The sequence below is a fragment of the Streptomyces sp. NPDC001536 genome, from assembly GCF_042894505.1.
In the GTDB taxonomy this organism is placed as follows: domain Bacteria; phylum Actinomycetota; class Actinomycetes; order Streptomycetales; family Streptomycetaceae; genus Streptomyces.
The window spans coordinates 442,714-465,556 of record NZ_JBIAVQ010000001.1; the positions used below are offsets into that span (position 1 = coordinate 442,714).

23 protein-coding genes and 1 pseudogene are annotated in these 22,843 nt (G+C 70.5%); 10 read left to right on the forward strand and 14 right to left on the reverse strand.

Annotated features, from left to right (window positions below):
• Positions 1–19: 19 nt before the first annotated feature.
• The gene (locus ACFY0U_RS02075) at positions 20–904 is read right to left on the reverse strand and encodes a helix-turn-helix transcriptional regulator (RefSeq protein WP_388628822.1); all 885 of its coding nucleotides are present in this window, start codon (positions 902–904) and stop codon (positions 20–22) included.
• Between the two features lie 101 nt (positions 905–1,005).
• On the opposite strand from ACFY0U_RS02075, the gene ACFY0U_RS02080 reads away from it, so the two are divergent.
• From ACFY0U_RS02080 to ACFY0U_RS02090, 3 genes are all read left to right on the forward strand, one after another.
• Positions 1,006–2,436 (forward strand): MFS transporter, encoded by a 1,431-nt coding sequence (locus ACFY0U_RS02080; RefSeq protein ID WP_388628825.1) that lies wholly within the window; start codon positions 1,006–1,008, stop codon positions 2,434–2,436.
• 85 nt (positions 2,437–2,521) lie between these two features.
• Positions 2,522–2,728, forward strand: a complete 207-nt coding sequence (locus tag ACFY0U_RS02085) for a hypothetical protein (protein ID WP_388628829.1) — start codon at positions 2,522–2,524, stop codon at positions 2,726–2,728.
• A 46-nt stretch (positions 2,729–2,774) separates the two neighbouring features.
• Positions 2,775–3,080, forward strand: a complete 306-nt coding sequence (locus ACFY0U_RS02090) for a barstar family protein (RefSeq protein WP_388628832.1) — start codon at positions 2,775–2,777, stop codon at positions 3,078–3,080.
• 37 nt (positions 3,081–3,117) lie between these two features.
• Here ACFY0U_RS02090 and ACFY0U_RS02095 read toward each other — a convergent pair whose 3' ends face one another.
• The 5 genes and pseudogenes from ACFY0U_RS02095 to ACFY0U_RS02115 form a co-directional block, all read right to left on the reverse strand.
• Positions 3,118–3,708 (reverse strand): TetR family transcriptional regulator, encoded by a 591-nt coding sequence (locus ACFY0U_RS02095; RefSeq protein WP_388628835.1) that lies wholly within the window; start codon positions 3,706–3,708, stop codon positions 3,118–3,120.
• A 25-nt stretch (positions 3,709–3,733) separates the two neighbouring features.
• Positions 3,734–4,747, reverse strand: coding sequence for an aldo/keto reductase (locus ACFY0U_RS02100; RefSeq protein ID WP_388628838.1), 1,014 nt, complete (start codon positions 4,745–4,747; stop codon positions 3,734–3,736).
• A gap of 32 nt (positions 4,748–4,779) precedes the next feature.
• Positions 4,780–5,394: pseudogene (locus ACFY0U_RS02105) on the reverse strand (LysE family translocator).
• 67 nt (positions 5,395–5,461) lie between these two features.
• On the reverse strand, positions 5,462–6,373 hold the full coding sequence (locus ACFY0U_RS02110; RefSeq protein ID WP_388628841.1) for a DUF4394 domain-containing protein: 912 nt from the start codon (positions 6,371–6,373) through the stop codon (positions 5,462–5,464).
• Between the two features lie 140 nt (positions 6,374–6,513).
• The gene (locus tag ACFY0U_RS02115) at positions 6,514–7,896 is read right to left on the reverse strand and encodes a glycine--tRNA ligase (RefSeq protein ID WP_388628844.1); all 1,383 of its coding nucleotides are present in this window, start codon (positions 7,894–7,896) and stop codon (positions 6,514–6,516) included.
• Between the two features lie 131 nt (positions 7,897–8,027).
• On the opposite strand from ACFY0U_RS02115, the gene ACFY0U_RS02120 reads away from it, so the two are divergent.
• Genes ACFY0U_RS02120 through ACFY0U_RS02135 form a run of 4 tightly spaced genes read left to right on the forward strand, consistent with a single transcriptional unit; the run spans position 8,028 to position 11,144 of the window.
• On the forward strand, positions 8,028–8,987 hold the full coding sequence (locus tag ACFY0U_RS02120; RefSeq protein WP_388628847.1) for a zinc ABC transporter substrate-binding protein: 960 nt from the start codon (positions 8,028–8,030) through the stop codon (positions 8,985–8,987).
• Between the two features lie 38 nt (positions 8,988–9,025).
• Positions 9,026–9,772: a metal ABC transporter ATP-binding protein gene (locus tag ACFY0U_RS02125; RefSeq protein ID WP_388630398.1), complete on the forward strand. Its 747-nt coding sequence runs from the start codon at positions 9,026–9,028 to the stop codon at positions 9,770–9,772.
• Positions 9,772–10,674 (forward strand): metal ABC transporter permease, encoded by a 903-nt coding sequence (locus ACFY0U_RS02130; protein WP_388628850.1) that lies wholly within the window; start codon positions 9,772–9,774, stop codon positions 10,672–10,674. Before ACFY0U_RS02125 ends, ACFY0U_RS02130 begins: the two co-directional genes overlap by 1 nt.
• Before the next feature lie 59 nt (positions 10,675–10,733).
• Complete coding sequence (locus ACFY0U_RS02135) at positions 10,734–11,144, forward strand: Fur family transcriptional regulator (protein WP_388628852.1); 411 nt, start codon at positions 10,734–10,736, stop codon at positions 11,142–11,144.
• A gap of 71 nt (positions 11,145–11,215) precedes the next feature.
• On the opposite strand, the gene ACFY0U_RS02140 is transcribed toward ACFY0U_RS02135, so the two are convergent.
• The 6 genes from ACFY0U_RS02140 to ACFY0U_RS02165 form a co-directional block, all read right to left on the reverse strand.
• Positions 11,216–12,559 carry a histidine-type phosphatase gene (locus tag ACFY0U_RS02140; protein ID WP_388628854.1) on the reverse strand — a complete coding sequence of 448 codons (1,344 nt, stop codon included), beginning with the start codon at positions 12,557–12,559 and terminating at the stop codon, positions 11,216–11,218.
• Positions 12,560–12,635: 76 nt separating this feature from the next.
• Positions 12,636–13,487, reverse strand: a complete 852-nt coding sequence (locus ACFY0U_RS02145; RefSeq protein ID WP_388628856.1) for an isoprenyl transferase — start codon at positions 13,485–13,487, stop codon at positions 12,636–12,638.
• 23 nt (positions 13,488–13,510) lie between these two features.
• Positions 13,511–14,257 carry a DNA repair protein RecO gene (gene recO, locus ACFY0U_RS02150; RefSeq protein WP_388628858.1) on the reverse strand — a complete coding sequence of 249 codons (747 nt, stop codon included), beginning with the start codon at positions 14,255–14,257 and terminating at the stop codon, positions 13,511–13,513.
• A 247-nt stretch (positions 14,258–14,504) separates the two neighbouring features.
• Complete coding sequence (locus ACFY0U_RS02155) at positions 14,505–15,134, reverse strand: DUF1266 domain-containing protein (RefSeq protein ID WP_388628860.1); 630 nt, start codon at positions 15,132–15,134, stop codon at positions 14,505–14,507.
• Positions 15,135–15,159: 25 nt separating this feature from the next.
• Positions 15,160–15,375, reverse strand: a complete 216-nt coding sequence (locus ACFY0U_RS02160; RefSeq protein ID WP_388628862.1) for a hypothetical protein — start codon at positions 15,373–15,375, stop codon at positions 15,160–15,162.
• 334 nt (positions 15,376–15,709) lie between these two features.
• Positions 15,710–16,567, reverse strand: coding sequence for a hypothetical protein (locus tag ACFY0U_RS02165; protein ID WP_388628865.1), 858 nt, complete (start codon positions 16,565–16,567; stop codon positions 15,710–15,712).
• Positions 16,568–16,758: 191 nt separating this feature from the next.
• Between ACFY0U_RS02165 and ACFY0U_RS02170 the strand changes: the two genes are divergently transcribed.
• A complete protein-coding gene (locus tag ACFY0U_RS02170) occupies positions 16,759–18,240 on the forward strand; it encodes an alpha/beta hydrolase (protein WP_388628868.1) in 1,482 nt (493 codons plus the stop codon).
• Here ACFY0U_RS02170 and ACFY0U_RS02175 read toward each other — a convergent pair.
• Entirely contained in the window at positions 18,228–19,376 is a 1,149-nt protein-coding gene (locus ACFY0U_RS02175) for an abortive phage infection protein (protein ID WP_388628871.1), read from the reverse strand. The two genes, ACFY0U_RS02170 and ACFY0U_RS02175, sit on opposite strands and share 13 nt — an antisense overlap.
• A 97-nt stretch (positions 19,377–19,473) precedes the next feature.
• Between ACFY0U_RS02175 and bla the strand changes: the two genes are divergently transcribed.
• Positions 19,474–20,382 carry a class A beta-lactamase gene (gene bla, locus ACFY0U_RS02180; RefSeq protein ID WP_388630401.1) on the forward strand — a complete coding sequence of 303 codons (909 nt, stop codon included), beginning with the start codon at positions 19,474–19,476 and terminating at the stop codon, positions 20,380–20,382.
• Between the two features lie 193 nt (positions 20,383–20,575).
• Here the strand turns inward: bla and ACFY0U_RS02185 are convergent, their stop codons facing one another.
• The gene (locus ACFY0U_RS02185; protein WP_388628874.1) at positions 20,576–21,025 is read right to left on the reverse strand and encodes a protein-tyrosine phosphatase family protein; all 450 of its coding nucleotides are present in this window, start codon (positions 21,023–21,025) and stop codon (positions 20,576–20,578) included.
• A 221-nt stretch (positions 21,026–21,246) separates the two neighbouring features.
• Here ACFY0U_RS02185 and ACFY0U_RS02190 point away from each other — a divergent pair, with 221 nt between their 5' ends.
• Positions 21,247–22,842 carry an ABC transporter substrate-binding protein gene (locus tag ACFY0U_RS02190; RefSeq protein ID WP_388628877.1) on the forward strand — a complete coding sequence of 532 codons (1,596 nt, stop codon included), beginning with the start codon at positions 21,247–21,249 and terminating at the stop codon, positions 22,840–22,842.
• The last annotated feature ends 1 nt before the right edge of the window (position 22,843 follow it).

Below are 22,843 nucleotides of genomic sequence, written 5' to 3' on the forward strand. Positions count from 1 at the left end.
GATGCGGGGATCCGGCGATTCAGGCGGACCCGGCCGACCTGGCGACCGCGATCGCGTGCAGCTTCTCCAGCCGCCTCCGCGACTCCTCGTCCGCCGGTGTGTACGTGACCATGCGCGGCCCCAGGTCAGGGCCGAGCCACAGGTCGGTGTGGATGACGGAGACCCGGCCGACGTAGGGGTTGAGGAACTCCTTCTGCTTGCTGCGGTGGGAGACCACCTCGTGCCGGTCCCAGGCCTCGCGGAACTCCGGGGACTCCGTGCGCAGCCGCTTCAGCAGCATCTTCCAGGCGGGCTCGGCGAGATGGTTGGCCATGGATGCGCGCAGCCGGGCGGCCATGAGGCGGCGGGTCTCCTCCAGGTGCACGATCGACGCGGCCCACTCCTCGTTCGTGTAGCAGAGGACCATGCAGTTGCGGTCCTCCGGCGGCACCGCCTCCAGGTCGCACAGGAGCAGGCCGTACGTGCGGTTGTGGGCGAGGATGTCGTAGCGGCTGTTCTGCACACAGGCCGGGATCGGCTCCATCTGCTCGATCAGCTGACGCAGTGCGGGCGTGACCGACGGGCAGCTGGTGGCCGGTGTCGGGTCCGCCGCCCCGGCGAGCTGGAAGAGGTGGGCGCGTTCGCTCGGGTCGAGCAGCAGGGTGCGGGCGAGGGCGTCCAGGACCTGGACGGAGACCTGGATGTCGCGGGCCTGCTCCAGCCAGGTGTACCAGGTGACGCCGACCGCGGAGAGGTGGGCGACCTCCTCGCGGCGCAGTCCGGGGGTGCGGCGCCGGCGGCCGCGGGGCAGGCCGACCTGTTCGGGCGTGATGTGCTCGCGGCGGTGGCGCAGGAAGGCGGCGAGTTCGTGCCGCCGGATGTCCGCGGGAGCCGCCGTCGTCGTCTCCTGGACCGTCATCGTCATGCCTCCAGCGTGCCGCCGTACGGACCCTGTTTCCAGGTACTCCTTCTACCAGGATAAAGACACTCTGGTACCTGTCTGAGGGGAGGCGGAGGCTGGTCTCCGTGAGCACCGAAACCACCACCCCAGGCCAGGTCCGCACCACGGGCGCGCCACCCGTGCTCGGCGGCCTCGGACTCTTCACCGTGCTGCTCGGCGCGGCACTCCCCCTCATCGACTTCTTCATCGTCAACGTCGCACTGCCCACCATCGGCCACGACCTCGCGGCGAGCGAGTCGGTCCTCGAACTCGTCGTCTCCGGCTACGGGTTGGCGTACGCCGTCCTGCTCGTCCTCGGCGGCCGGCTCGGCGATCTCTTCGGCCGCCGCCGGCTCTTCCTCGGCGGCATGGCGGCCTTCGGCCTGACCTCACTGGCCTGCGGCCTCGCCCCCACCGCGTGGACCCTGGTCGCGGCCCGGGTCGCGCAGGGCGCGGCGTCCGCGGCGATGCTGCCGCAGGTGCTCGCCACGATCCAGGCGGCGACGTCGGGACAGCGGCGCGCGAAGGCGATGGGTCTGTACGGCGCGACGGCGGGTCTGTCGATGGTGGCGGGCCAGATCCTGGGCGGGGTGCTGGTCGCCGCCGACATCGCCGGCACCGGCTGGCGCTCGGTCTTCCTCGTGAACGTCCCGGTGGTCGTCCTCGGCCTGTTCCTGGCCGCTCGTGCCGTGCCCGAGACCCGCTCCCCGAACCCGGAGCCGGTGGACGGCCCGGGCACGGTCCTGCTCGCCGTGTCCCTGCTCGCGCTGCTGGCCCCGCTGACCGAGGGCCGCTCCGCGGGGTGGCCGCTGTGGACATGGCTGTCGCTGGCGGCGTTCCCGTTCGTGGCGGCGGCGTTCTACGCGGTGGAGCGCGGGGCGGACCGGCGGGGGCGGACGCCGCTGGTGCCGCCGAGCCTGTTCCGACTGGTGTCCCTGCGGCGCGGGTTGGTGATGATCGTGCCGTTCTCCATCGGCTTCAGCGGCTTCATGTTCGTGATCGCGGTGGCGCTTCAGCGGGGCGCGGGGCTCGGCCCGGTCCGGGCGGGTCTCGCGCTGGCGCCGATGGCGGTGGTGTTCTTCTTCGTCTCGCTCGCGGGTCCGCGGCTGGTGGCGAGGTACGGGACGCGTGTGGTGACCGCGGGTGCCGGGATCCAGGCGGTGGGCGTGGGCCTGATGGCGCTGGCGGCCTGGCGCTCCTGGCCGGACCTGGGCCTGGTGGAACTGCTGCCCGGAGCGGCGATCGCGGGCGCGGGCCAGGCGCTCCAACTCCCGGTGATCTTCCGGATCGTGCTCTCGGAGGTGCCGGCCGCGAGGGCGGGCGTGGGCAGCGGGGTCATGGTCACCACCCAACAGTCCTCGCTGGCCCTGGGCGTGGCGACGCTCGGCACCCTGTTCCTGTCCCTGATCCCGGGGTTGGGCATGCGGGACGCGCTGGTGACGACCCTTGTGGTGCAGCTGGTGGGCGTGGTCCTGACCGGGCTGCTGAGCCTGCGGCTGCCGCGGACGGTCGGGTGAGGCGGTTCAAGGATCGACGAACTTGCCGTGAAGATACTGCTGTTGATGTTGGTCTTGCTGCACACTCCTAGCCGGAGGCGAGGCCATGTTGCAGATCAACACGAGCAAAGTGAGCCGCTGGGACCAACACGGACGCGAGCACGTCGTCCAAGTGCGGCGCAAGGGCGCGCAACGCACGATCAGATGCGACACCTGCGGCTGGCGCAAGAACGCGCAGTTCCTGCCGTGGCTGAAGGCGGAGGAACACCTGGCGGAGGAACACCAGGCCACCGTCGACCCACGGGAGACGTGACGAAAACCCGTACCGGACCCTGACATCGCCCGGCTACTGTCCGCCCATGCCGAAGAAAGAGCCGAAGGAACTGGTCGTCGACCTGCGCGGCCGCCCGATCGACACCCTCGACGACTTCTACGACGCCATCACCGAACCCTGCGGTCTGCCCGACTGGTTCGGCCGCAACTCCGATGCCCTTCGGGACACCCTCCAGGTCGGCGGGATCTCCGACGTCGTCGACTCCTACGACCTGATCACCTTCCACCTCGACAAGCGCGGCGTCTTCGCCAGGAACAACATCGACGTCAGGGCCTTCCGGAGGGCGTTCGCGGGCAGGCAGTCGAAGCTGATCGTGCATCCGATGTCCTGACACCTCGGTGCAACACCGCCTGCCGGACCCCTGACCTCTAGGCCCGCAGCCCCCGCACCAGCACATCCACCACCGCCGCGAAGTCGTCCCACACCTCCGGCCGCTCCCACTCCCGTGCATAGCCGGGGTCGTGGAAGCGGCCGGTGGCGTGGAAGACGGCTCGGGCGGTGGCGACCGGGTCGGGGGTGGTGAAGGTGCCCGCCGCGACGCCGGACCGCACGATCTCGGTCAGCTGGTCGGTGAGTTCGGTGAGGTGGGCGCCGACCACCTCACCGGCGTCCCCGGCCAGCACCGAGTACGTGGCGAAGAGTTCGGGGTCGCCGCCCGCCTTGCGCCGCTTCGCCTCCAGGAGCGCCGCGAGCCAGTCGCGGAGCCGGGTCTCCGGGTCGCGGTCGGTCGCCGCGACGATGCCGGCCAGTTCCGCCGTCGTCCGGTCCAGCCACCGCTTCGTGACCGCCTCCCGCAGCGCCGCCTTCGTACGGAAGTGCCGGTAGACGCTGCCATGGCTGACGCCGAGCGCGCGGGCCACGTCCACCACGGTCGCCTTCGCCGGGCCGTGGCGGCGCAGCACCTCCTCGGTGGCTTCGAGGATGCGCTCGGCGGTCAGGGTCTCGCTGGTCGGAGGCATGCGTAGACGGTACCCGGCACCGCGATCAGCGCTCGCTGTCGAGCATGGCCATCTGCGCGGGGGCGTACCGCTCACCGGACGCCGCGTCCGCCGGTACGGCGGCCTCGACGGCGGCGAGGTCGGCCGCGTCCAGGGTCACGTCCAGGGCACCGAGGGCCTCGCCGAGCCGCTCGCGGGTGCGGGCGCCGATGAGCGGCACGATGTCCGCGCCGCGGGAGACCACCCAGGCGATGGCGATCTGCGCGACGGAGACGCCCTTCTGCTCGGCGATCTTGCGCAGGGACTCGACCAGCGTGAGGTTGTGCTGGAGGTTGTCGCCCTGGAAGCGGGGCGAGTGGGCGCGGAAGTCGTTCGCGGTGAACCCCTGGCCGGGCGTGACATGGCCGGAGATCAGGCCGCGGGACAGGACGCCGTACGCGGTGACGGCGATGCCCAGCTCGCGCAGGGTGGGCAGGATCTCCCGCTCGGGGCCGCGGGAGATGAGCGAGTACTCGATCTGGAGGTCGGCGATCGGGGCGGTGGCGGCGGCCCGGCGGATGGTGTCGGCGCCGACCTCGCTGAGGCCGATGTGGCGGACGTACCCCTTCTCCACGAGCTCCGCCATCGCGCCGACGGTCTCCTCGATCGGCACGTCCGGGTCGAGGCGGGCGGGGCGGTAGACGTCGATGTGGTCGACGCCGAGGCGCTGGAGGGAGTACGCGGCGAAGTTCTTCACGGCGGCCGGGCGGCCGTCGAAGCCGTACCAGTCGCCGTCCGGGCCGCGCAGGGCGCCGAACTTCACGCTGGTCAGCGCGTTCTCGCGGAGGGCGGCCGGGGCGGTGCGCAGGGCCTCGGCGAGCAGCAGTTCGTTGTGGCCCATGCCGTAGAAGTCGCCGGTGTCGAGCAGGGTGACGCCGGCCTCCAGGGCGGCGTGGACGGTGGCGATGGACTCGGCGCGGTCCGACTCGCCGTACGCGCCGGACATGCCCATGCAGCCCAGACCGAGGGGGAAGACCTGGGGGCCGGTGGTTCCGAGGGTGCGGGGGGTCTGTGTCGTCATGCCCTCCACCATGGCATGACAACTGACAGATTTCAATATCTGTCAGTTGTCAGCAGCTTCGCCCCCAGCACCATGAACGACCCCGCGAACCCCCGCCGCAGCCACGCCATCACCCTCGGCCGCGAGATCACATGGCTGCGGACCGATGCCGCGAGCACCCCGTACGCGGCGAAGACCACGAACGTCGCCAGCATGAAGACCCCGCTCAGCGCCAGCATCCGCCCCATCGCGTGCGGCTCGCCCGCACTCACGAACTGCGGCAGGAACGCGAAGAAGAAGATCGTCAGCTTCGGGTTGAGGATGTTGATCAGCACACCTCGGACGATCACCCGGCCCGACGACCGCTCCCCGGACTCACCGTCGACGCCCAGCGCGTCGCGGTCCCGCAGCGTCGCCCACGCCATTCACAGCAGATAGGCGACACCGGCGTACTTCAGGACCTGGAACGCCGTCGCGCTCGCGTGCAGCAGCGCCGCCACCCCGGTGATGGCCGCCACCATGTGCGGCACGATCCCCAGGGTGCAGCCGAACGCCGCGACGACACTCGCGCGCCGCCCGCGCGACAGCCCCGCCGCGAGCGTGTAGACGACACCGGTACCGGGAGTGGCGACCACGACGAGGGTGGTCAGCAGGAACGCGAGACTCATGCCGCCACCCTGCCGTGGCCGCCACATCCGGCTACAGGGCCAATCGAGCGGCCGCTACGGGGACCACTCAGCCCTGCTTCAGCGGGATCGCCAGGTCGACCACCTGCCACCCCTTGGGGAAGGAGCCGGTGGCCGCCACCGTGCCGGTCAGCAGATCGACCCGGAAGGCACGCGAACCCGTCACCGCGTAGGCGGAGTTGGTCCCGGTCCGCGTCGAACTGTAGATGTCGAAGCCGGAGTTGCCCGGCACGTCGACACCCGTCTGACCGGTCGGGGCGAGGTTGCCCGCGTTGGCCGGGGACTGGACGGAGACCCGGTCCTGGGCGGAGTCGAGGTCGAACAGGGTGGTGGCCGTCGCGGCGTTGAGGTCGTTGTTCGTGTACGCCGCCCCCGTCACGCCCGTGGCCGTCGTACCGGTCGTCGCGGGCGGGACCGGCGGGTTGGTGAGGGCGCCGTCGGTCGCGGTCGTGCCCGCCGCGGGGGCGCCGGCCGGGTCGTCGATGTTGTGGCGGAGGTTCTGGCCGGTGTCGCTGATGACGCGGAGCCGGTTGGCGGCCGGGTTGAAGTCGACGCCGAAGTTCGTGCCCTGGAGGGCCACGCTCAACTGGGAGACCTTGGTGGCCTTGGCGCCGATCTCGCGGATCGTGTAGATGCCGCCCTTGTCGCCGACGCCGTACAACTTGCCGTTCTGGACGCGGTAGTCGATGCCGATCAGGCTGCTGTCGCCCTGGAGGCCGCGGACCTTGCCGAGCGGGAGGGTGCGGTCGGGCCGGTCGACACGGAAGCTGACCAGCCGCCCGCCGTCGGTGAGACCGACCGCGCTGAGCCGCCCGCCCGCGGCACCGGGGAGCCCGGCCGAGGTGCCGGACTGGGTGGAGATCCCGGAAGGGGAGTCGCCCTGGTCGTTCGCCGCCACATAGCCGACCGTGCCGACGGCCAGCGCCAGCGTGGCCACACCGATGACTGCCTGCTTACGCATGAGTACCCCCGTGAGAGACCGCGCGACCCCCTGCGGACCGCGCATGTCCTCCCCTTCGGAGGCGATTGCGCCCTGGATGGGCGAAACCCCGGTTCCGTTACATCTGTTACGGAACCGGGGTCTTCGTGGACCGTTGGTGACTAGCAGCCGACCAGTCGGCCGGCCAGGTAGCCCTCGATCTGGTCCAGCGACACGCGCTCCTGCTTCATCGAGTCACGCTCGCGGACGGTGACCGCGTTGTCCTCAAGCGTGTCGAAGTCGACCGTGACGCAGAACGGCGTGCCGATCTCGTCCTGGCGGCGGTAGCGGCGGCCGATGGCGCCGGCGTCGTCGAACTCGATGTTCCAGTTCTGGCGCAGTGCCTGGGCCAGGCCCTTGGCCTTCGGGGACAGCTCCGGGTTGCGGGACAGCGGCAGCACCGCGACCTTCACCGGGGCCAGCCGGTGGTCGAGGCGCAGCACCGTGCGCTTCTCCAGCTTCCCCTTGGCGTTGGGGGCCTCGTCCTCGACGTAGGCGTCGAGGAGGAACGCCAGCATCGCGCGGCCGACACCGGCCGCGGGCTCGATGACGTACGGCGTCCAGCGCTCCTGGGCCTCCTGGTCGTAGTAGAAGAGGTCCTGGCCGGAGGCCTTGGAGTGCGCGGTGAGGTCGTAGTCGGTGCGGTTGGCCACACCTTCGAGCTCGCCCCACTCGTTGCCGCCGAACTGGAAGCGGTACTCGATGTCAGCGGTGCGCTTGGAGTAGTGGGAGAGCTTCTCCTGCGGGTGCTCGTACCACCGCATGTTCTCCTCGCGCATGCCCAGGCCGGTGTACCAGTTCCAGCGCTGCTCCATCCAGTACTCCTGCCACTTCTCGTCCTCGCCCGGCTTGACGAAGAACTCCATCTCCATCTGCTCGAACTCACGGGTGCGGAAGATGAAGTTGCCGGGCGTGATCTCGTTGCGGAACGACTTGCCCATCTGGGCGATGCCGAACGGCGGCTTGCGGCGCGAAGTGGTCTGCACCTGCGAGAAGTTGGTGAAGATTCCCTGGGCCGTCTCGGGGCGCAGGTACGCGATCGAGCCGGTGTCCTGCGTCGGGCCGAGGTGCGTGGAGAGCAGACCCGAGAACTGCTTGGGCTCGGTGAACTGGCCCTTGTTGCCGCAGTGCGGGCAGTTGATGTCCGCGAGGCCGTTCTCCGGGAGGCGGCCCTTCTTGGCCTCGTACTCCTCCTCCAGGTGGTCCGCCCGGAACCGCTTGTGGCAGGAGGTGCACTCGGTCAACGGGTCGGAGAACGTGGCGACGTGACCGGAGGCCACCCAGACCTCGGGGGCCAGGATCACGGACGAGTCGATACCGACGACGTCCTCGCGCGAGGTCACCATGTAGCGCCACCACTGGCGCTTGAGGTTCTCCTTGAGCTCGACACCCAGCGGTCCGTAGTCCCAGGCGGCCTTCTGGCCACCGTAGATCTCACTGCAGGGGAATACGAAGCCACGGCGCTTGCTCAGGCTGACGATGGTGTCGATCTTGTCGGCGGCCACGGTGCTCTCTTCATTACGAATGGACGGCAGCGAATGCCTCAGGTTACCGGCGCCGCCACCCCCCGTATCAAATCGGTTGGCCACCGGAGCTTTGTTGACAACGGTTTCCATATTTGTTGAAAATGAGAGTCATGAACGTACGACGACGCCTCATACCCACGCTGGCCACGGCCGCGGTCACCGCCCTCGGCCTGGCCGGCCTGTCCGCCTGCTCCGGCGAGAGCGCCGCCGCCGGCAACACGGACAAGTTCGACGTCGTCGCGTCGTTCTATCCGATGCAGTACCTCGCCCAGCAGATCGGCGGGGACCATGTGAACGTCACCACGCTCACCGAGCCCGGCCAGGAACCGCACGACCTGGAGCTCAGCACCCGGCAGACCGCCGAGCTGGGCGAGGCGGACGCGGTGCTCTACCTCAAGAACCTCCAGCCGGCCGTCGACGAGGCCGTCTCCCAGTCCGAGGTCGAGACGAAGATCGACGCGGCCTCGCTGACGAAGCTGGAGGACCACGGCGACGTCGAGCACGAGCACGGCTCCTCCGAGGAAGAGCACTCCGACGAGGAGGAGCACGCCCTCGACCCGCACCTCTGGCTCGACCCGGTCAAGTACCGCGAGGTCGCCGAGGGCGTCGCCAAGGCCTTCGAGAAGGCCGACCCGGACCACGCGGCCGACTACAAGAAGAACGCCGCCGCGCTGACGGCCAAGCTCGACGACCTCGACACCCGGTTCGAGGACGGGCTGAAGAACACCGCGACCAAGGTCTTCTTCACCAACCACGCCGCCTTCGGCTACCTCGCCGAGCGCTACGGCCTCACCCAGGAGGCCATCTCCGGCCTGGACCCGGAGAGCGAGCCCAGCCCGGCCCGGATCAAGGAGCTCCAGACCGAGGCCAAGGCCGACGGCGTGACCACCGTGTTCTACGAGACACTGGTGTCCGACAAGACCGCGAAGACCCTCGCCTCGGACGCGGGACTGAAGACGGACGTCCTCGACCCGCTCGAGGGGATCACCGACAAGTCCAAGGGCGACGACTACTTCCAGGTCATGGAGTCCAACCTCACGGCGCTCAAGACAGCACTAGGCGCCAAGTGATCAGTACGGAGGCCCTCGTGAGCGAGCCCGTCATATCGATGCGCGGTGTCCGCGCCGACCTGGGCTCACGCCCCGTCCTCCGCGGCATCGACCTCACCGTGCACCGCGGTGAGGTCGTCGCGCTGCTCGGCGCCAACGGCTCGGGCAAGTCGACGGCCGTGCGCAGCGTCATCGGCCAGGTGCCGGTCGCGGCCGGCGAGATCGAGCTGTTCGGCACCCCGCGCCGCCGGTTCCGCGACTGGGCGCGCGTGGGCTACGTCCCGCAGCGCACCACGGCCGCCGGCGGCGTGCCCGCCACGGTGACCGAGGTCGTCGCCTCCGGCCGGCTGTCCCGGGCCCGCTTCGGCGTGCTGCGCAAGGCCGACCACGCGGCCGTACGCCACGCCCTGGAGCTGGTCGGCATGGCGGACCGCGCCAAGGACTCCGTCAACGCCCTCTCCGGCGGCCAGCACCAGCGCGTCCTCATCGCCCGCGCGCTGGCCTCCGACCCCGAACTGCTGATCATGGACGAGCCGATGGCGGGCGTCGACCTGGCCAGCCAGGAGGTGCTGGCGCGGACACTGCGCGAGCAGGTGGCGCAGGGCGCGACCGTCCTCCTCGTCCTCCATGAACTGGGCCCCCTGGAACCGCTGATCGACCGCGCGGTGGTGCTCCGCGACGGCTGCGTGATGCACGACGGCCCGCCCCCGAAGGCCGTCGGCCAGCACGCGCTGCCCGGCCACGACCACGTACACCCGCACGCGGCTCACGACGCCGAACCGATCCGGACGGGACTGCTGAGCTGATGGAATTCCTCGACTACGCCTTCATGCAGCGGGCCCTGCTCGCCGCCGTCCTCGTCGGCGTCACGGCCCCCGCGATCGGCATCTACCTGGTCCAGCGCCGCCAGGCCCTCATGGGCGACGGCATCGGCCATGTGGCCATGACCGGCGTCGGCCTCGGCTTCCTGCTCTCCTGGTCGCCGGTGTGGATGGCGACCGTCGTGGCGGTCCTCGGCGCGGTCCTCATGGAGCTGATCCGCTGGTACGGCCGCACCCGCGGCGACATCGCCCTCGCGATGCTCTTCTACGGCGGCATGGCCGGCGGCGTGATGTTCATCAACCTCGCGCCGACGGGCTCCAACGCGAACCTGACGTCCTATCTGTTCGGGTCGCTCTCGACGGTCTCCGAGGACGACGTGACCGCGATCTGTGTGCTCGCCGCCTTCGTGGTGCTGGTCACCCTGGGTCTGCGCCGGCAGCTCTTCGCGGTCAGCCAGGACGAGGAGTTCGCGCGCGTCACGGGCCTGCCGGTGCGCGCCCTGAACCTGCTGACCGCGATCACGGCGGCCGTGACCGTGACGGTGGCCATGCGGGTCGTGGGCCTGCTGCTGGTGTCGGCGCTCATGGTCGTCCCCGTGGCGGCGGCGCAGCAGCTCACCCGTAGCTTCGCGGCGACCTTCGCGATCGCCGTGGCCATCGGCGTCAGCGTGACCATCGGCGGCACGGTGACGTCGTACTACCAGGACGTCCCGCCCGGCGCGACGATCGTGCTGCTGACCATCGGCGCGTTCATCGTGCTGACCGCGCTGGCGACCCCGCTGGCCCGGCGCCGGGCCCGTCAGGCGGCCGCGGCGCAGCCCGGCGGCGACCCGGCGGAGTGCACGATTCCGGCCAGCCGGGAGACGACGGGGAAGGTCGACGTCTGACTCCGCACAGACCGGGCTGGCACAATGGCCCGGCAGATGCACACGTGAGGAGGCAACCGGTGACGACCGCTGGACCGCCCGTCAAGGGCCGCGCGACCCGACAGCGGGCCGCCGTGGCGGCGGCGCTCGACGAGGTCGACGAGTTCCGCAGTGCGCAGGAACTCCACGACATGCTCAAGCACAAGGGCGACTCGGTCGGCCTGACCACGGTCTACCGCACGCTCCAGAACCTCGCCGACGCCGGCGAGGTCGACGTGCTGCGCACCTCCGACGGCGAGTCCGTCTACCGCCGCTGCTCCACCGGCGAACACCACCACCACCTGGTGTGCCGGGTGTGCGGCAAGGCCGTCGAGGTCGAGGGCCCGGCGGTGGAGAAGTGGGCCGAGGCGATCGCGGCGGAACACGGGTACGTCAACGTGGCGCACACGGTGGAGATCTTCGGCACCTGCGCGGACTGCGCCGCGGGGTGAGCCGGATCTGCTGCGCGCCCGGTGGGGGTGCGCGACGCGGGACGGGCTGAGGGTTCCCGGCCGACGCCTTCTCAGGACCGCCCGAAGCACCTCTCCAGCTCGTCGAAGTCGTAGAACTTGCTGCCCTTCGCGATGGGCGCGCAGCTCGCCTTGAAGGCGGTCTCCTTCTCGTTGTAGAGCATGCGGACCAGAAAGCGGCCGTTCTTCTCGTAGACGTCCCACTGGATGTTCGAGCCGAGCGGGGCGACGGACGCGCCGCGCCAGGGGTTGTCGGCGTAGGTGTACGGCTCGGCCCCGGTCACTCCCCGGGTGCTGCCCGGCAGGCCCATCAGCGCGGCCAGCGGGATGATCTCCTCGGCGTGGGTGAAGCGGAGTTCGGCGCCGAGGGTGCTGGTGCCGGCCCGCTTCGCCTCGACCTGCTGGAAGAAGTCGTCGAGCAGGACGCCGGCCATCTTGTACGTGATGTCGCTGTCCGCGAAGCCGGGCCCCTTCTCGTAGAAGTCCTCGGCGTCGCTGAGGTATCCGAACCAGTCGGCGTCGGAGCGCGAGACGTACCGCTCCATGCCCCAGCCCCTGCCGTCGGGGCTCTCCTCGCTCATCGCGGGGGCGATGGCGTACAGGTTGTAGACGGCGGTCGCGGCGGCGACCTGGTCGTCGGCGCCGAGCCCGGCCACGAAGTCGGCCGTGAAGAGCCGGCGCAGCACGCTTCCGGCGGCCTTGTGGGTCTTGGGCTGGTCGGTGATCGACTCGAGGGTGCTCGCGAGGCGCTGGTCGTTCGCGAGGTAGTCGCGGTACGCGGCGCCGCCGTCCGCCTTGTGGAAGTAGAGCAGGTCCTTGTCGGTGCGGGTCGCGCCGATCAGGGGGGTGAGCGAGGGGTCGGTGTCGGCGAGGGCGCCCGCGTAGATGTTGGCGCTGTCGACGGCCCGGCCCTGTCCGGAGCTGACGACGTCGATCTTCTCCCCGTCCGCGGCGATCTTCGTGAACAGCGACGGGAGGCGCTCGGCCGTGCGGACGGCCGTGTCGTGGATCTCCTCCTTGCCGCGCCCGCTCAGATCGCCGTAGCCGACCTTCGCCATGGCGGCCTGAAGGGCCCGCACCTTCGGGCCGAACTCCTCGCCCTTGCCGGTGAGTTGGCCCGCCGCCCGCGCCTTGTCCCACAGCCCGAGGATGAGATCGCCGTCCTCGCTGTCGGTGGCGGAACGGGACCCGTGCCGGGAGACGTTCTCCGTGAAGACGGGGGTGGAGCCGGCGGGCGGGCGCTGGTAGCCGTGCGCGCTCTGCCGGGGCTCGTAGACGGCCTTGGTGCCGTAGCTGTCGCGGTGCGCCAGATGCCCGGACGCGTCGGCGTGGGCGGGCAGCGCGGTGAGGACCAGCGCGCCGAGGGCGAGGGCGGGGGTGAGCCGGAGGCGGTTCATGTGCGGGCCGTTTCAACGAGCGGGAGACCGTGGATGATCTCCCGCAGCGTCGAGGGCCCCGGTGAACGCGCGGCGGCTACGAGGTGGCCTGCTGGTCAGGAGTCCTTCCCTGCATGGCCAAGAGTTCCTCATTCGGGATCGCGCCACCGAAGCGGCGGTCCCGGGAGGCGAACTCCACACACGCCCGCCACAGGTCACGGCGGTCGAAGTCCGGCCACAGGACGTCCTGGAAGACCATCTCGGCGTACGCGCTCTGCCACAGCAGGTAGTTGGAGGTGCGCTGCTCGCCGCTGGGGCGCAGGAACAGGTCCACGTCCGGCATGTCCGGGTAGTAGAGGTACTTCGCGAAGGTCTTCTCGGTCACCTTCGACGGGTCCAGGCGCCCGGCGCGGACGTCCTCCGCCAGTGCCTGCGCGGCGTCGGCGATCTCGGCGCGGCCGCCGTAGTTCATGCAGAAGTACAGCGTGAGGCGGTCATTGTCCTTGGTCTGCTCCTGGGCGACCTGGAGCTCCTTGGCCACCGACTTCCACAGCTTGGGCATCCGGCCCACCCAGCGCACCCGGATACCGAGCTCGTCGAGGGTGTCGCGGGTCTTGCGGATGAAGTCGCGGTTGAAGTTCATCAGGAAGCGCACCTCGTCGGGCGAGCGCTTCCAGTTCTCCGTGGAGAAGGCGTACAGCGAGATGGCGCCGACGCCGATCTCGACCGCGCCCTGGAGCACGTCGAGAACGCGCTCGGCACCGACCTTGTGACCCTCGGTGCGCGGCAGTCCGCGCTCCTTGGCCCATCGGCCGTTGCCGTCCATGACGATCGCCACATGCTTGGGGACGAGCTCGCCGGGCAGCTTCGGCGCACGGGCACCGGACGGGTGCGGCTCCGGCGACTTGTACTCGCGGCGCGGGCGCCCCATCAGCCGGCCTACCACCATGTGCTTCTCGATTCCTCTTCGGCTTACTTCTCTACGTAACGCAGCGAGCGGAGCCCGCGTTCCAGATGCCAGTGCAGATAGGCGGAGACCAGCCCGCTCCCCTCCCGCACATACCGCGGCTCGCTCGCGTCCGCGGTCTCCCAGTCTCCCGTAAGCAGCGCGCCGAGGAGTTCCAGGGTCTGCGGCGAGGGTACGACGCTCCCCGCCACCCGGCAGTCCACGCAGACGGAACCGCCGGAACCGACCGAGAAGAACCGGTTCGGCCCGGGCAGCCCGCACTTCGCGCAGTCGCTGAAACTCGGGGCGTACCCGTTGACGGCGAGGGAGCGCAGCAGGAAGGCGTCGAGCACCAGGTGCGGGGCGTGCTCGCCCCGGGAGAGCGTCCGCAGGGCGCCGACGAGCAGCAGATACTGCTGTACGGCCGGCTCGCCCTCGTGGTCGGTGAACCGCTCGGCCGTCTCCAGCATGGCCGTCCCGGCGGTGTACCGCGCGTAGTCGCTGACGATGCCACCACCGTACGGCGCGATCGTCTCGCTCTGTGTGCACAGCGGCAGCCCGCGCCCGACCAGCTCGCTCCCGCGCGCGAAGAACTGCACGTCGACATGGGAGAACGGTTCGAGCCGCGCCCCGAACTTGGACTTGGTCCGCCGCACACCACGGGCCACGGCCCGCACCCGTCCGTGACCGCGAGTGAGCAGGGTGATGATCCGGTCGGCCTCGCCGAGTTTCTGGGTGCGCAGGACGATGCCGTCATCCCGGAACAGACTCATCGTGCGCCCCCACGTGGTTTCGGCCGGGGGGCCGGGGGGTGTCCCCCGGGTGGACACAGCATGATCCGGTCGGCCTCGCCGAGTTTCTGGGTGCGCAGGACGATGCCGTCATCCCGGAACAGACTCATCGCGCGGCTCCCGAGTGTGTCGCCTGCCCGGCGTGCGCCTCGCCCGGCTTCTGGGGGCGCGGCACGATGCCGTCTTCGCGGAACAGACTCATGGGTTCATTCTCCCGTACGCGCGGGGGTCAGCGGGCACGGTCAGGGAGGCTGATGGTGTCCCAGGGGGCCAGGTTCCAGGGGCTGTCCCTGTTGGCGGGGTCGAGGAGGGCGCGGAGGTGGGCGTCCGCGGTCGTCTGGGGGGCGGGGGCGTCGGGGGTGCCTGCCAGGCCGTCCTTCCACACCTTCCGGCCGAGCAGATAGTGGTCGGCGTACTCCTGCCAGGAGGCGTACGCCGACACCACCGCCGGCACGATGTTCTTCAGCGCGGTCCAGGCCTCGCCCTCGGTGATCAGCCCGCAGGCGAACCCGCGCCGGGAGATGTCGACGTACAGGGCGGCGTCCCAGGCGAGCGGTGCGACACCGAGCACGCGCTGGGCGCGGGCCCGGTAACCGGAGCGGGACAGCTCGTCGAGCCGGTCGATCAGCTCGTCCCGCGAGGCGATCTCCCACTGCTCGGCCAGCCAGCGCCGGGCACCGTCGTCGTCGGGCCGCGTGAACGGGTACAGGGTGGTCCGCGAGGCGTCCCGGTCCCGGCTCACGGGCGCGCTCAGCGACACCATCCAGAGCTGGTGCGTGGTGAGCGGCGGCGGCGCGGGACGGCGGTCCGTGCTCTGCCGCCTGCGCCTCGTCCATCTCCCTATGCTCCACAGGCCCATGCGCCCGCACCCTACGACACCGGCGTCAAGGCACCTCACCCCGGCTGCGGGCGTTGGCATACGCGTTCGCCGCGCTGAGCCGCTCGGCGGGGGTGGCGCGGCGGACGGCGTCCGGGGCCGCGTCCCACTCCTTTCCGCCGCCGTAAGGTCTGAGTTGTACGTACGGTCCTTCGTGCCCCATGACGATGCCGACCTTTCCGCTCCGGGTGTCCACGACGTGGCTTCCGACGGGGGGTTTCATTTCCGCTCCTCTTTCTTCACCGTCACCTGGATCCCCCGCCTTTTCGAGTTTCACGCTTTTCACGTACGGCACGGCGCTGTGCTTCTACACTCGGCAGGAGTCTGTGCACGCCAAGGGTGGGGTGACGCAGGGGCGTTGAACCGTGGCCAAGGGTGGGGACACGGGTTCCGAGGGTCGCGTGAATCCCAGGCTTTCGTAGACGTCCCTTATATGGGGCAGTTCGAGCATGCGGAGCGAAGGCACGGCGAGAAAGCCGTGGTGGGAAATTATGCGGTGGATATCGACGGCCCCCGGCAGGCGGATTGGTTCGGGTTCATTCGAGTTTCCTTGGAGTTCACGGGAACTGCGGATGGTGGCCCAGTGCCGCGATCAGGGTGTCGATCCGTAGCCGCAGGTCGCTGGAGTGGGCGCCGGTGACGAGGACGGACACGGTGTCGGGCTCGCCGTCGTCGTCCTCGGGGTAGGGGCGGGAGTACGCGAGATGGACCTGCGCGGCGTGGAGGCCGCCGTGGAGGGGATACGCGTACCAGGCGGCGGGGTCGTCGTCGGCGGTCTCCTCGATGCCCAGGGCGATGGTGTCCCAGTCGGTGTCGTCGAAGTCGTAGTGGACGTAGCGGGAGAGCAGCTCCAGGAAGGTGCGGAGGTTCTCGCTGCGAATGGCCCCGTCGAGTTCATGCGGAACGGCCGGCCCGCCCAGACCTCCGCTCACGGCGTGCCAGTCGTTGGTGGTCACGTGCAGCCCTGCCCAAAGGTCGAGCTGCCGGACGGAACTCCTGGGGTTGTAGGCGGCCTGAGGAAGCTGGGGGATGCGTTTGCGTCCGGTGGGGTCCAGTCGATACGGGACCTGGAACGCGGTGTTCCAACGCTCGAGCTCAGACGCGTACCGCTCCTCGGCGGCCTCTGCGGCGACTCCGAGATACCGCCCGATCTCCTCCCAGGACGCGCCGCGCTCCCTCTCGTACACGACCGCCCGCACCAACACCCCCTCCGCGGCCTCCACCACCCGCACCCCCTCACTGACCCGCCCCCCGAGCCCGGTGTCCACGTCATTCCGCGTCCCGACGAGCGCCTGAGCGGCGGACGCGGTGTCGACGGCCTGAGCGGAGAGGGTCAGCCGGGCCAGGGCTTGGGGGGAGTAGAGGGCTCGGTCCTTGTCGTAGGGGGTGGGGGTCGAGGAGGAGTGCTGGGTCATGGGGGCAGGGTTCCATGGGAGCCGCCCCGGGGCGCGGGGATTTTCGGCGCACCGTCCCGCCCGCTCCCCCGGCCACGTCAACGGACGGCACCCCTGCCGCTGACACCCCCATGGGACTGGGGTAAACCCCCGTCACGACAAGGCAGTTGACCGGATGGGGCCGGTGTCGAAGATCCGCGAGGCTCGTTCCCATGAAGCCGACCACGAGAAGCCTCGCCCTGATCGCCGCCGCATCCGGCATCGTCTTCGGTGTCGTCACGCCCCTCACCGCGTCCGCCGCCGGCACATCCGCGCCGCTGGAGTGGACCAGGTGCACGGGCGGCGGAGCCGACCCCCGTCAGCAGTGCGCCACCCTCGACGTCCCCATGGACTACGCCGACCCGTCCGGCCGGAAGATCGAGATCGCCGTCTCCCGGATCCCCAGCGAGAACCCCGGCGCCCGGCGCGGGGCGCTGTTCCTCATCCCCGGCGGGCCCGGTGGGACCAGCCTCAACGACCCGTCGGGGAAGGGGCAGAAGCTGCCGCAGAAGGTGCGGGACACCTACGACCTCATCGGGTTCGCCCCGCGCGGGCTCGCGCCCTCCACCTCCGTCTCCTGCGGGTTGGCCCACGAGGACCTCGCCCTGTCCAGGCTGCGGCCCTGGCCCGCCGCGGACGGGTCGGTCGACGGCAACATGGCCACCGCCCGGCGGATGGCGGACGCTTGTGCCACCAACGGCGGTGACCTCATCAAGCACCTCAGCACCCGCAACGAGGCCCGTGACCTGGACCGGCTGCGGGCCGCGCTGGGGGAACGGAGGATCTCGGCGTGGGGAGTGTCGTACGGGACGTATGTCGGGTCCGTCTACGCCCAGTTGTTCCCGGCGCGCACGGACCGGTTCGTGCTGGACAGCAATGACAACCCGGATCCGACGATGGTCTCGCGAAGCTGGCTCGCCGCGCACGAGCGGGGTGTCGAGGACGTCTTCCCGGTGTTCGCCGAGTGGGCCTCCCAGCCCGGGAATCCGTACCGGCTCGCCGAGAGCGCCGGTGAGGTGCGGCCGCTGTTCCTGCGGCTCGCCGCGCGGCTCGACCGGGAGCCGATCCCCTGGCCCGGCGCCAATCCCGAGGAGCTGAACGGGAATGTGCTGCGGCAGACCATGCTGGACAGCCTCTACGACCCCGACGACTTCCCCGTCCTGGCCAATCTGATGCTGGCCGCCGAGAGCGGCACCCTGCCGCCGGCGCCCGCCTCGCCGCCCGACGCGGTATTGCAGAACGTCACCGCCGTCGGCGCCGGGACCCTGTGCAACGACGTCGCGTGGCCCACATCAACGGCCGTGTACGAGAAGGGTGTTGCCGAGAGCCGGGCCAAGTACCCGCTGACCGCCGGGATGCCGCGCAACGCGATGCTCTGCGCCGCCTGGCCCTACGAGCCGAAGGAGCCGCCGGTTCGCATCACCGACCGAGGGCCGTCGAACATCCTGCTCGTGCAGAACGAACGGGACGTCGCCACCCCCGTGAGCGGCGCCCTTAAGCTCCGCGAGGCCCTCGGTCGGCGTGCCGTCATGGTCACCGTGGACTCCACGGGCCACGACGCCTATCTGGACAACGGCAACGCGTGCGGGGACGGGACCGTGTCGGCGTTCCTCGCCACCGGTGAGCGTCCCGCGGCCGACACCTACTGCCGCTGACAGGCCCTGCGGTAGGCACGGGCCACCGCGTGGAACGCCTCCTTGGGCTCCCAGTGCCAGTCCGTGTCCGGGTCGCCGGGGCGGTCCTGGATCGCCTTGGCGATGCCGTAGCTCGCCATGTCGAGGTCGTGGCGGGGGTCGCCGGGGCGGTGCGGGGCGTCCGCGGTGAGGAACTCGAAGACCATCGCCGCGTACAGGTCCATCGACTCGAAGACGGCCAACAGGTCGGTGAGATAGGCGGCTTGCGTGCGTTCGCTGCGGACCGGGGGCGGGTCTCCCTTGAGCTCCGGCGGTGTCTTGTCGTAGTCGACGATGTCCCAGCCCATGCCGCCCGCCTCGGGGGCTCCCCGGTAGGTGCAGGTGCCGAACTCGGTGATGGCGACGGGCTTGCCCCAGCGCAGGTGCTGCTTCAACTCCCGTACGTAGTCCGCCCGTTTCGGGAAGTACGAGTAGTAGTCGATGCCCACCACGTCGAAGAGGTTCCAGTCGACGCGGTCGATCTCCGGGGCGGACGCGTAGCTCAGCCGGCCGTGGAAGACCCTGCGGCCGAGTGCCGCCGCCTTCGCCGTGAAGCGGGCCAGGCGGCGCTGCATCTGTGCCCAGTCGACGGTGCCGTTCTGGAGGTTCGCGATGCGCTCGAAGACCGTGTCTCCCGGGATGATCCCGGGCACGAACAGCCAGAACTCGCAGCCCACGCTGAACTCGACGCTCGCGCCCTGCCTGCGCAGCCGCTCCGCGAACCGGCCGGTCTCGGCGAGGTGGTCGAGGATGTCCCGTTCCGGGACGTCGCCGAGGGTGGGCTGGAGCCAGATGTGCAGCCCGAGTTCGGCCGCCTCGGCGGCGGTGGCGGTGAGGCGTTCGACGCCGTCTCCGGTGACGTCGACGGTGTCGGCGTGCAGGTCGTCGCGGATGGCCCGCAGGTCCGCCCGCATCCGGTCGGCGCTCCACGCGGTGGCCGGCGTCTCCCCCTCGACGAGGGTGTAGACGACACCCCGGCGGGTCAGCCCTCCCCCACCGGCGGCTCCGCCCCGCCCGACCGCCCCGGCCCCGCCCGCGGGCAGCACTGCCCCCGCCACCCCGACCGCCGCCGCCCCGGCCAGGAACTGTGCCCGACTGATCCCCTTGGTCTTGTCCATACGGTCACTGTGGCGAGCGCGGGCCCGGACGGCTGTCGGCCGATGGTCTACGGCCCGGCAACCAAGGAATGACATCCGGCGTCGATCTACTGAGGGGATCTTCCCCGTCCGTCGAACGAAGGAGAGCGCGATCTTAGCCCGACGTACCCTTCTCGCCGCCTCGGCCGCCACCCTCGTGGCAGCCGCAGCCACAGCCGCACCCGCGCACGCCGCCGACGACGTCCCGGCACGCCTTCGCGAACTGGAGGCAGAACACGGCGCCCGCCTGGGCGTGTTCGCCCGCAACCTCGGCACCGGCCGGGCCGTCCGGTACCGCGCCGACGAACTGTTCCCGATGTGCTCGCTGTTCAAGTCCCTCGCGTCCGCGGCCGTCCTGCGCGATCTGGACCGCGACGGCGAGTTCCTGTCCCGCCGGATCCACTACACGGACGCCGATCTGCCGAAGGAGGGTTCCGACAAGACCCGGGAGCACCTGGCCGACGGCATGACGGTCGCCGAACTCGCCGAGGTCGCCATCACCTTCAGCGACAACGGCGCCGGCAACCTCCTGCTGCGCGAGCTCGGCGGCCCGACCGCCATCACCCGCTTCGCCCGCTCCCTCGGCGACCGGGTGACCCGCCTGGACCGCTGGGAGACCGAGCTCAACTCGGCGGAGCCCTGGCGGATCACGGACACCACGAGCCCGTACGCGATCGGCCGGACCTACGGCCGACTGGTGCTCGGCGACGCCCTGAACCGCCGCGACCGCGAGCTGCTCACGCACTGGCTGCTGAACAACACCACGAGCGGGACCCGGCTGCGCGCCGGTCTTCCGAGGACGTGGACGGTCGCCGACAAGACGGGCGGCGGCTCCTACGGCACCAACAACAACGTGGGCATCGCCTGGACACCGGAGGGCACCCCGCTCGTGCTGGCCGTCCTGACGACAAAGCCGGACCAGTCCGCCGCCCGCGACGACGAGCTGGTCCGGAAGACGGCCGAGCTGCTGGCCGACGCGCTCAGTTGACGGGGAAGTACTGCCTCGGAAGACGGCGGTGAAGGAGCTGGCCGTGGCATCGCCGACGCGGCGGGCCACGGCCAGGGCGCGCGGATCACGGGGCGAGGGAACCGAGACACCGACCCCCCAGGGCCTCCCGGCCCGCCCGGAGCGGGTCGGCTTCACCGAGGTGGCGGTGGGCGTCCACCCGAAGTCCGGCGGGCTACGCCTCCGTGCCCGCCGCCCCTGCGAACCGCCGCACATACCGCCGCTGCCACGGCGTCTCCACCGCCCGCCGGTGGTAGTGCGCCCGGACGTATCCGACGGCCTGGTCCGCCGGTACGCCGTCCAGGACCGCGAGACAGGCCAGCGCCGTCCCCGTACGCCCGCGACCGCCCCCGCAGGCGACCTCGACACGCTCGCCCGCGGCCCGCTCCCAGGCCTCGCGCAGCGCCGCACGGGCGGCCGGCCGGTCCGCCGGGAGGCGGAAGTCGGGCCAGCGGATCCAGTGGAACTCCCAGGGAACCGGGGGTGGTTGGTGGCCGAGGAGGTAGAGGGCGTACGAGGGGGTCGGCGCCCCCGGTGCGAGCGGGTACCGGAGGCCGCGGCCCCGCACCAGCCTGCCGGACGGGAGTCGCAGTACTCCCGCGCTGTTCTCGTCCCAGTGCTCCACGGGCCCATTCGACCACGCCCCGGCCGCGTGCCGCACGCGCCCTCGCCAGGGGATGCGCGGCACACCCGTGAGCAGCGTCAACTCCCGCCGCCGTGGGCCGCCATTGGTCCGACCTCCGGCGGCTCCGCCATTCGTGTGTGTTCCCTTGACCGCCTCTGCGGCCGCTCCTAAGGTCGCGCTGACCATGGGACGTAGGACGTCGTATCTCCTCTGGAGGAACCATGCATCGGCGGACCTTCCTGAAGCACACCGGCGCCCTGGGCGCGGCGGCCGCGGTCTCCGCGTCGCTGTCGGCCTGTTCGTCCGGGCCGGAGTCCACGAACGACACCGGGGACGGCGGCGGGAAGCAGACCCTGACCGCGGTCATCGGATACGGCAACGACGGCAGCTGGGACCCGACCCAGACCGCGTCCGCCTTCTGCATGGCCGCCAACAACCACATCTACGAGGGACTGCTCGACACCGACCCGATCTCCCGCGAGCCGTACGCTGCGCTGGCGACCGAGGTGCCGAGGGACCCGAACGCCACGTCCTGGAAGTTCACCCTGCGCCCGGGCGCCACCTTCCACGACGGCAGGCCGGTCACCGCCGACGACGTCGTCTTCGTCTTCGACCGCATCCTCGACCCGAAGACCCAGACGCTGGCGAAGGGCTTCTTCACGAGCTGGCTCAAGGAGGTCCGGAAGATCGACGCGCAGAACGTCGAGCTGGTCCTCAGGTTCCCCTTCCCGGAAGGGGTCTCCCGCCTCACCCTCGCCAAGATCATGCCGAAGCACGTCTTCTCGAAGCCCGGCGCCTGGGACGACGCCATCCGGGGACTGGCGGTCGGCTCGGGGCCGTACCGGCAGACCGCGCACCACCCGAAGTCCAACACCACCTTCGCCGCGTACGCCGGCTACAACGGTCCGCACCCGGCCGCCTTCCAGAAGATGAACTGGCTGACGATCGTCGACGCGGCCCCGCGCGTCGCCCGTATCTCGGGCGCGAGGGCCGGCGCGCAGATCGCGGACAACATCCCGTACGCGAACATCTCCCCGCTGGAGGGCGGCGGACTGACGGTCGCCGGCGGGGCCGGCATGAACAATCTCTTCCTGATGTTCAACACCCGGCACAAGCCCTTCGACGACGTGCGCGTGCGCCAGGCGCTCCACTACGCCATCGACACCGAGAAGATGGTGCAGGTGGCGCTCAAGGGCCATGGAAAGCCGTCGAGTTCGTTCCTCAACGAGGGCAACCCCAGTTACCGCCGGGCGAAGACCGTCTACGACCACGACCCCGACAAGGCGAAGGCCCTGTTGAAGGAGGCCGGTGTCAGCGGGCTGAAGATCGACATCCTCGCCGTCAACGTCAGCTGGATCGTCGACTGTCTGCCCACCATCAAGGCGTCCTGGGACGCGATCGGCGTCCCCACGACCCTCTCCCCGCAGGAGACGACCGCCGTCTTCACCAAGATGGACCAGAAGCAGGACTACCAGGTCGTCGCCGCCGCCTCGAACCCCAACCAGTTCGGCCTCGACGCCGACCTGATCATGCACTACAACTACGGCCCCACCAACCTCTGGATGCAGTACACCCGTTGGGCCGACAACGCCGTCGCGAAGGCGCTCTTCCAGGACATGGACCGTGCGACCCGGGAGCCGGACGCGGAGCGCAAGAAGGCGATGGTCCAGGACTACATCGACGTCGTCGCCGAACAGGCCGTGCTCTACCCGGTCGTCCACAACGAGCTGATGACCGCCTGGAACCCGAGGAAGCTCGCCGGCATAAGGGCCCAGCCGTATCCCGGGATCAACCTCCTCCAGGCCAAGTGGGTCTAGG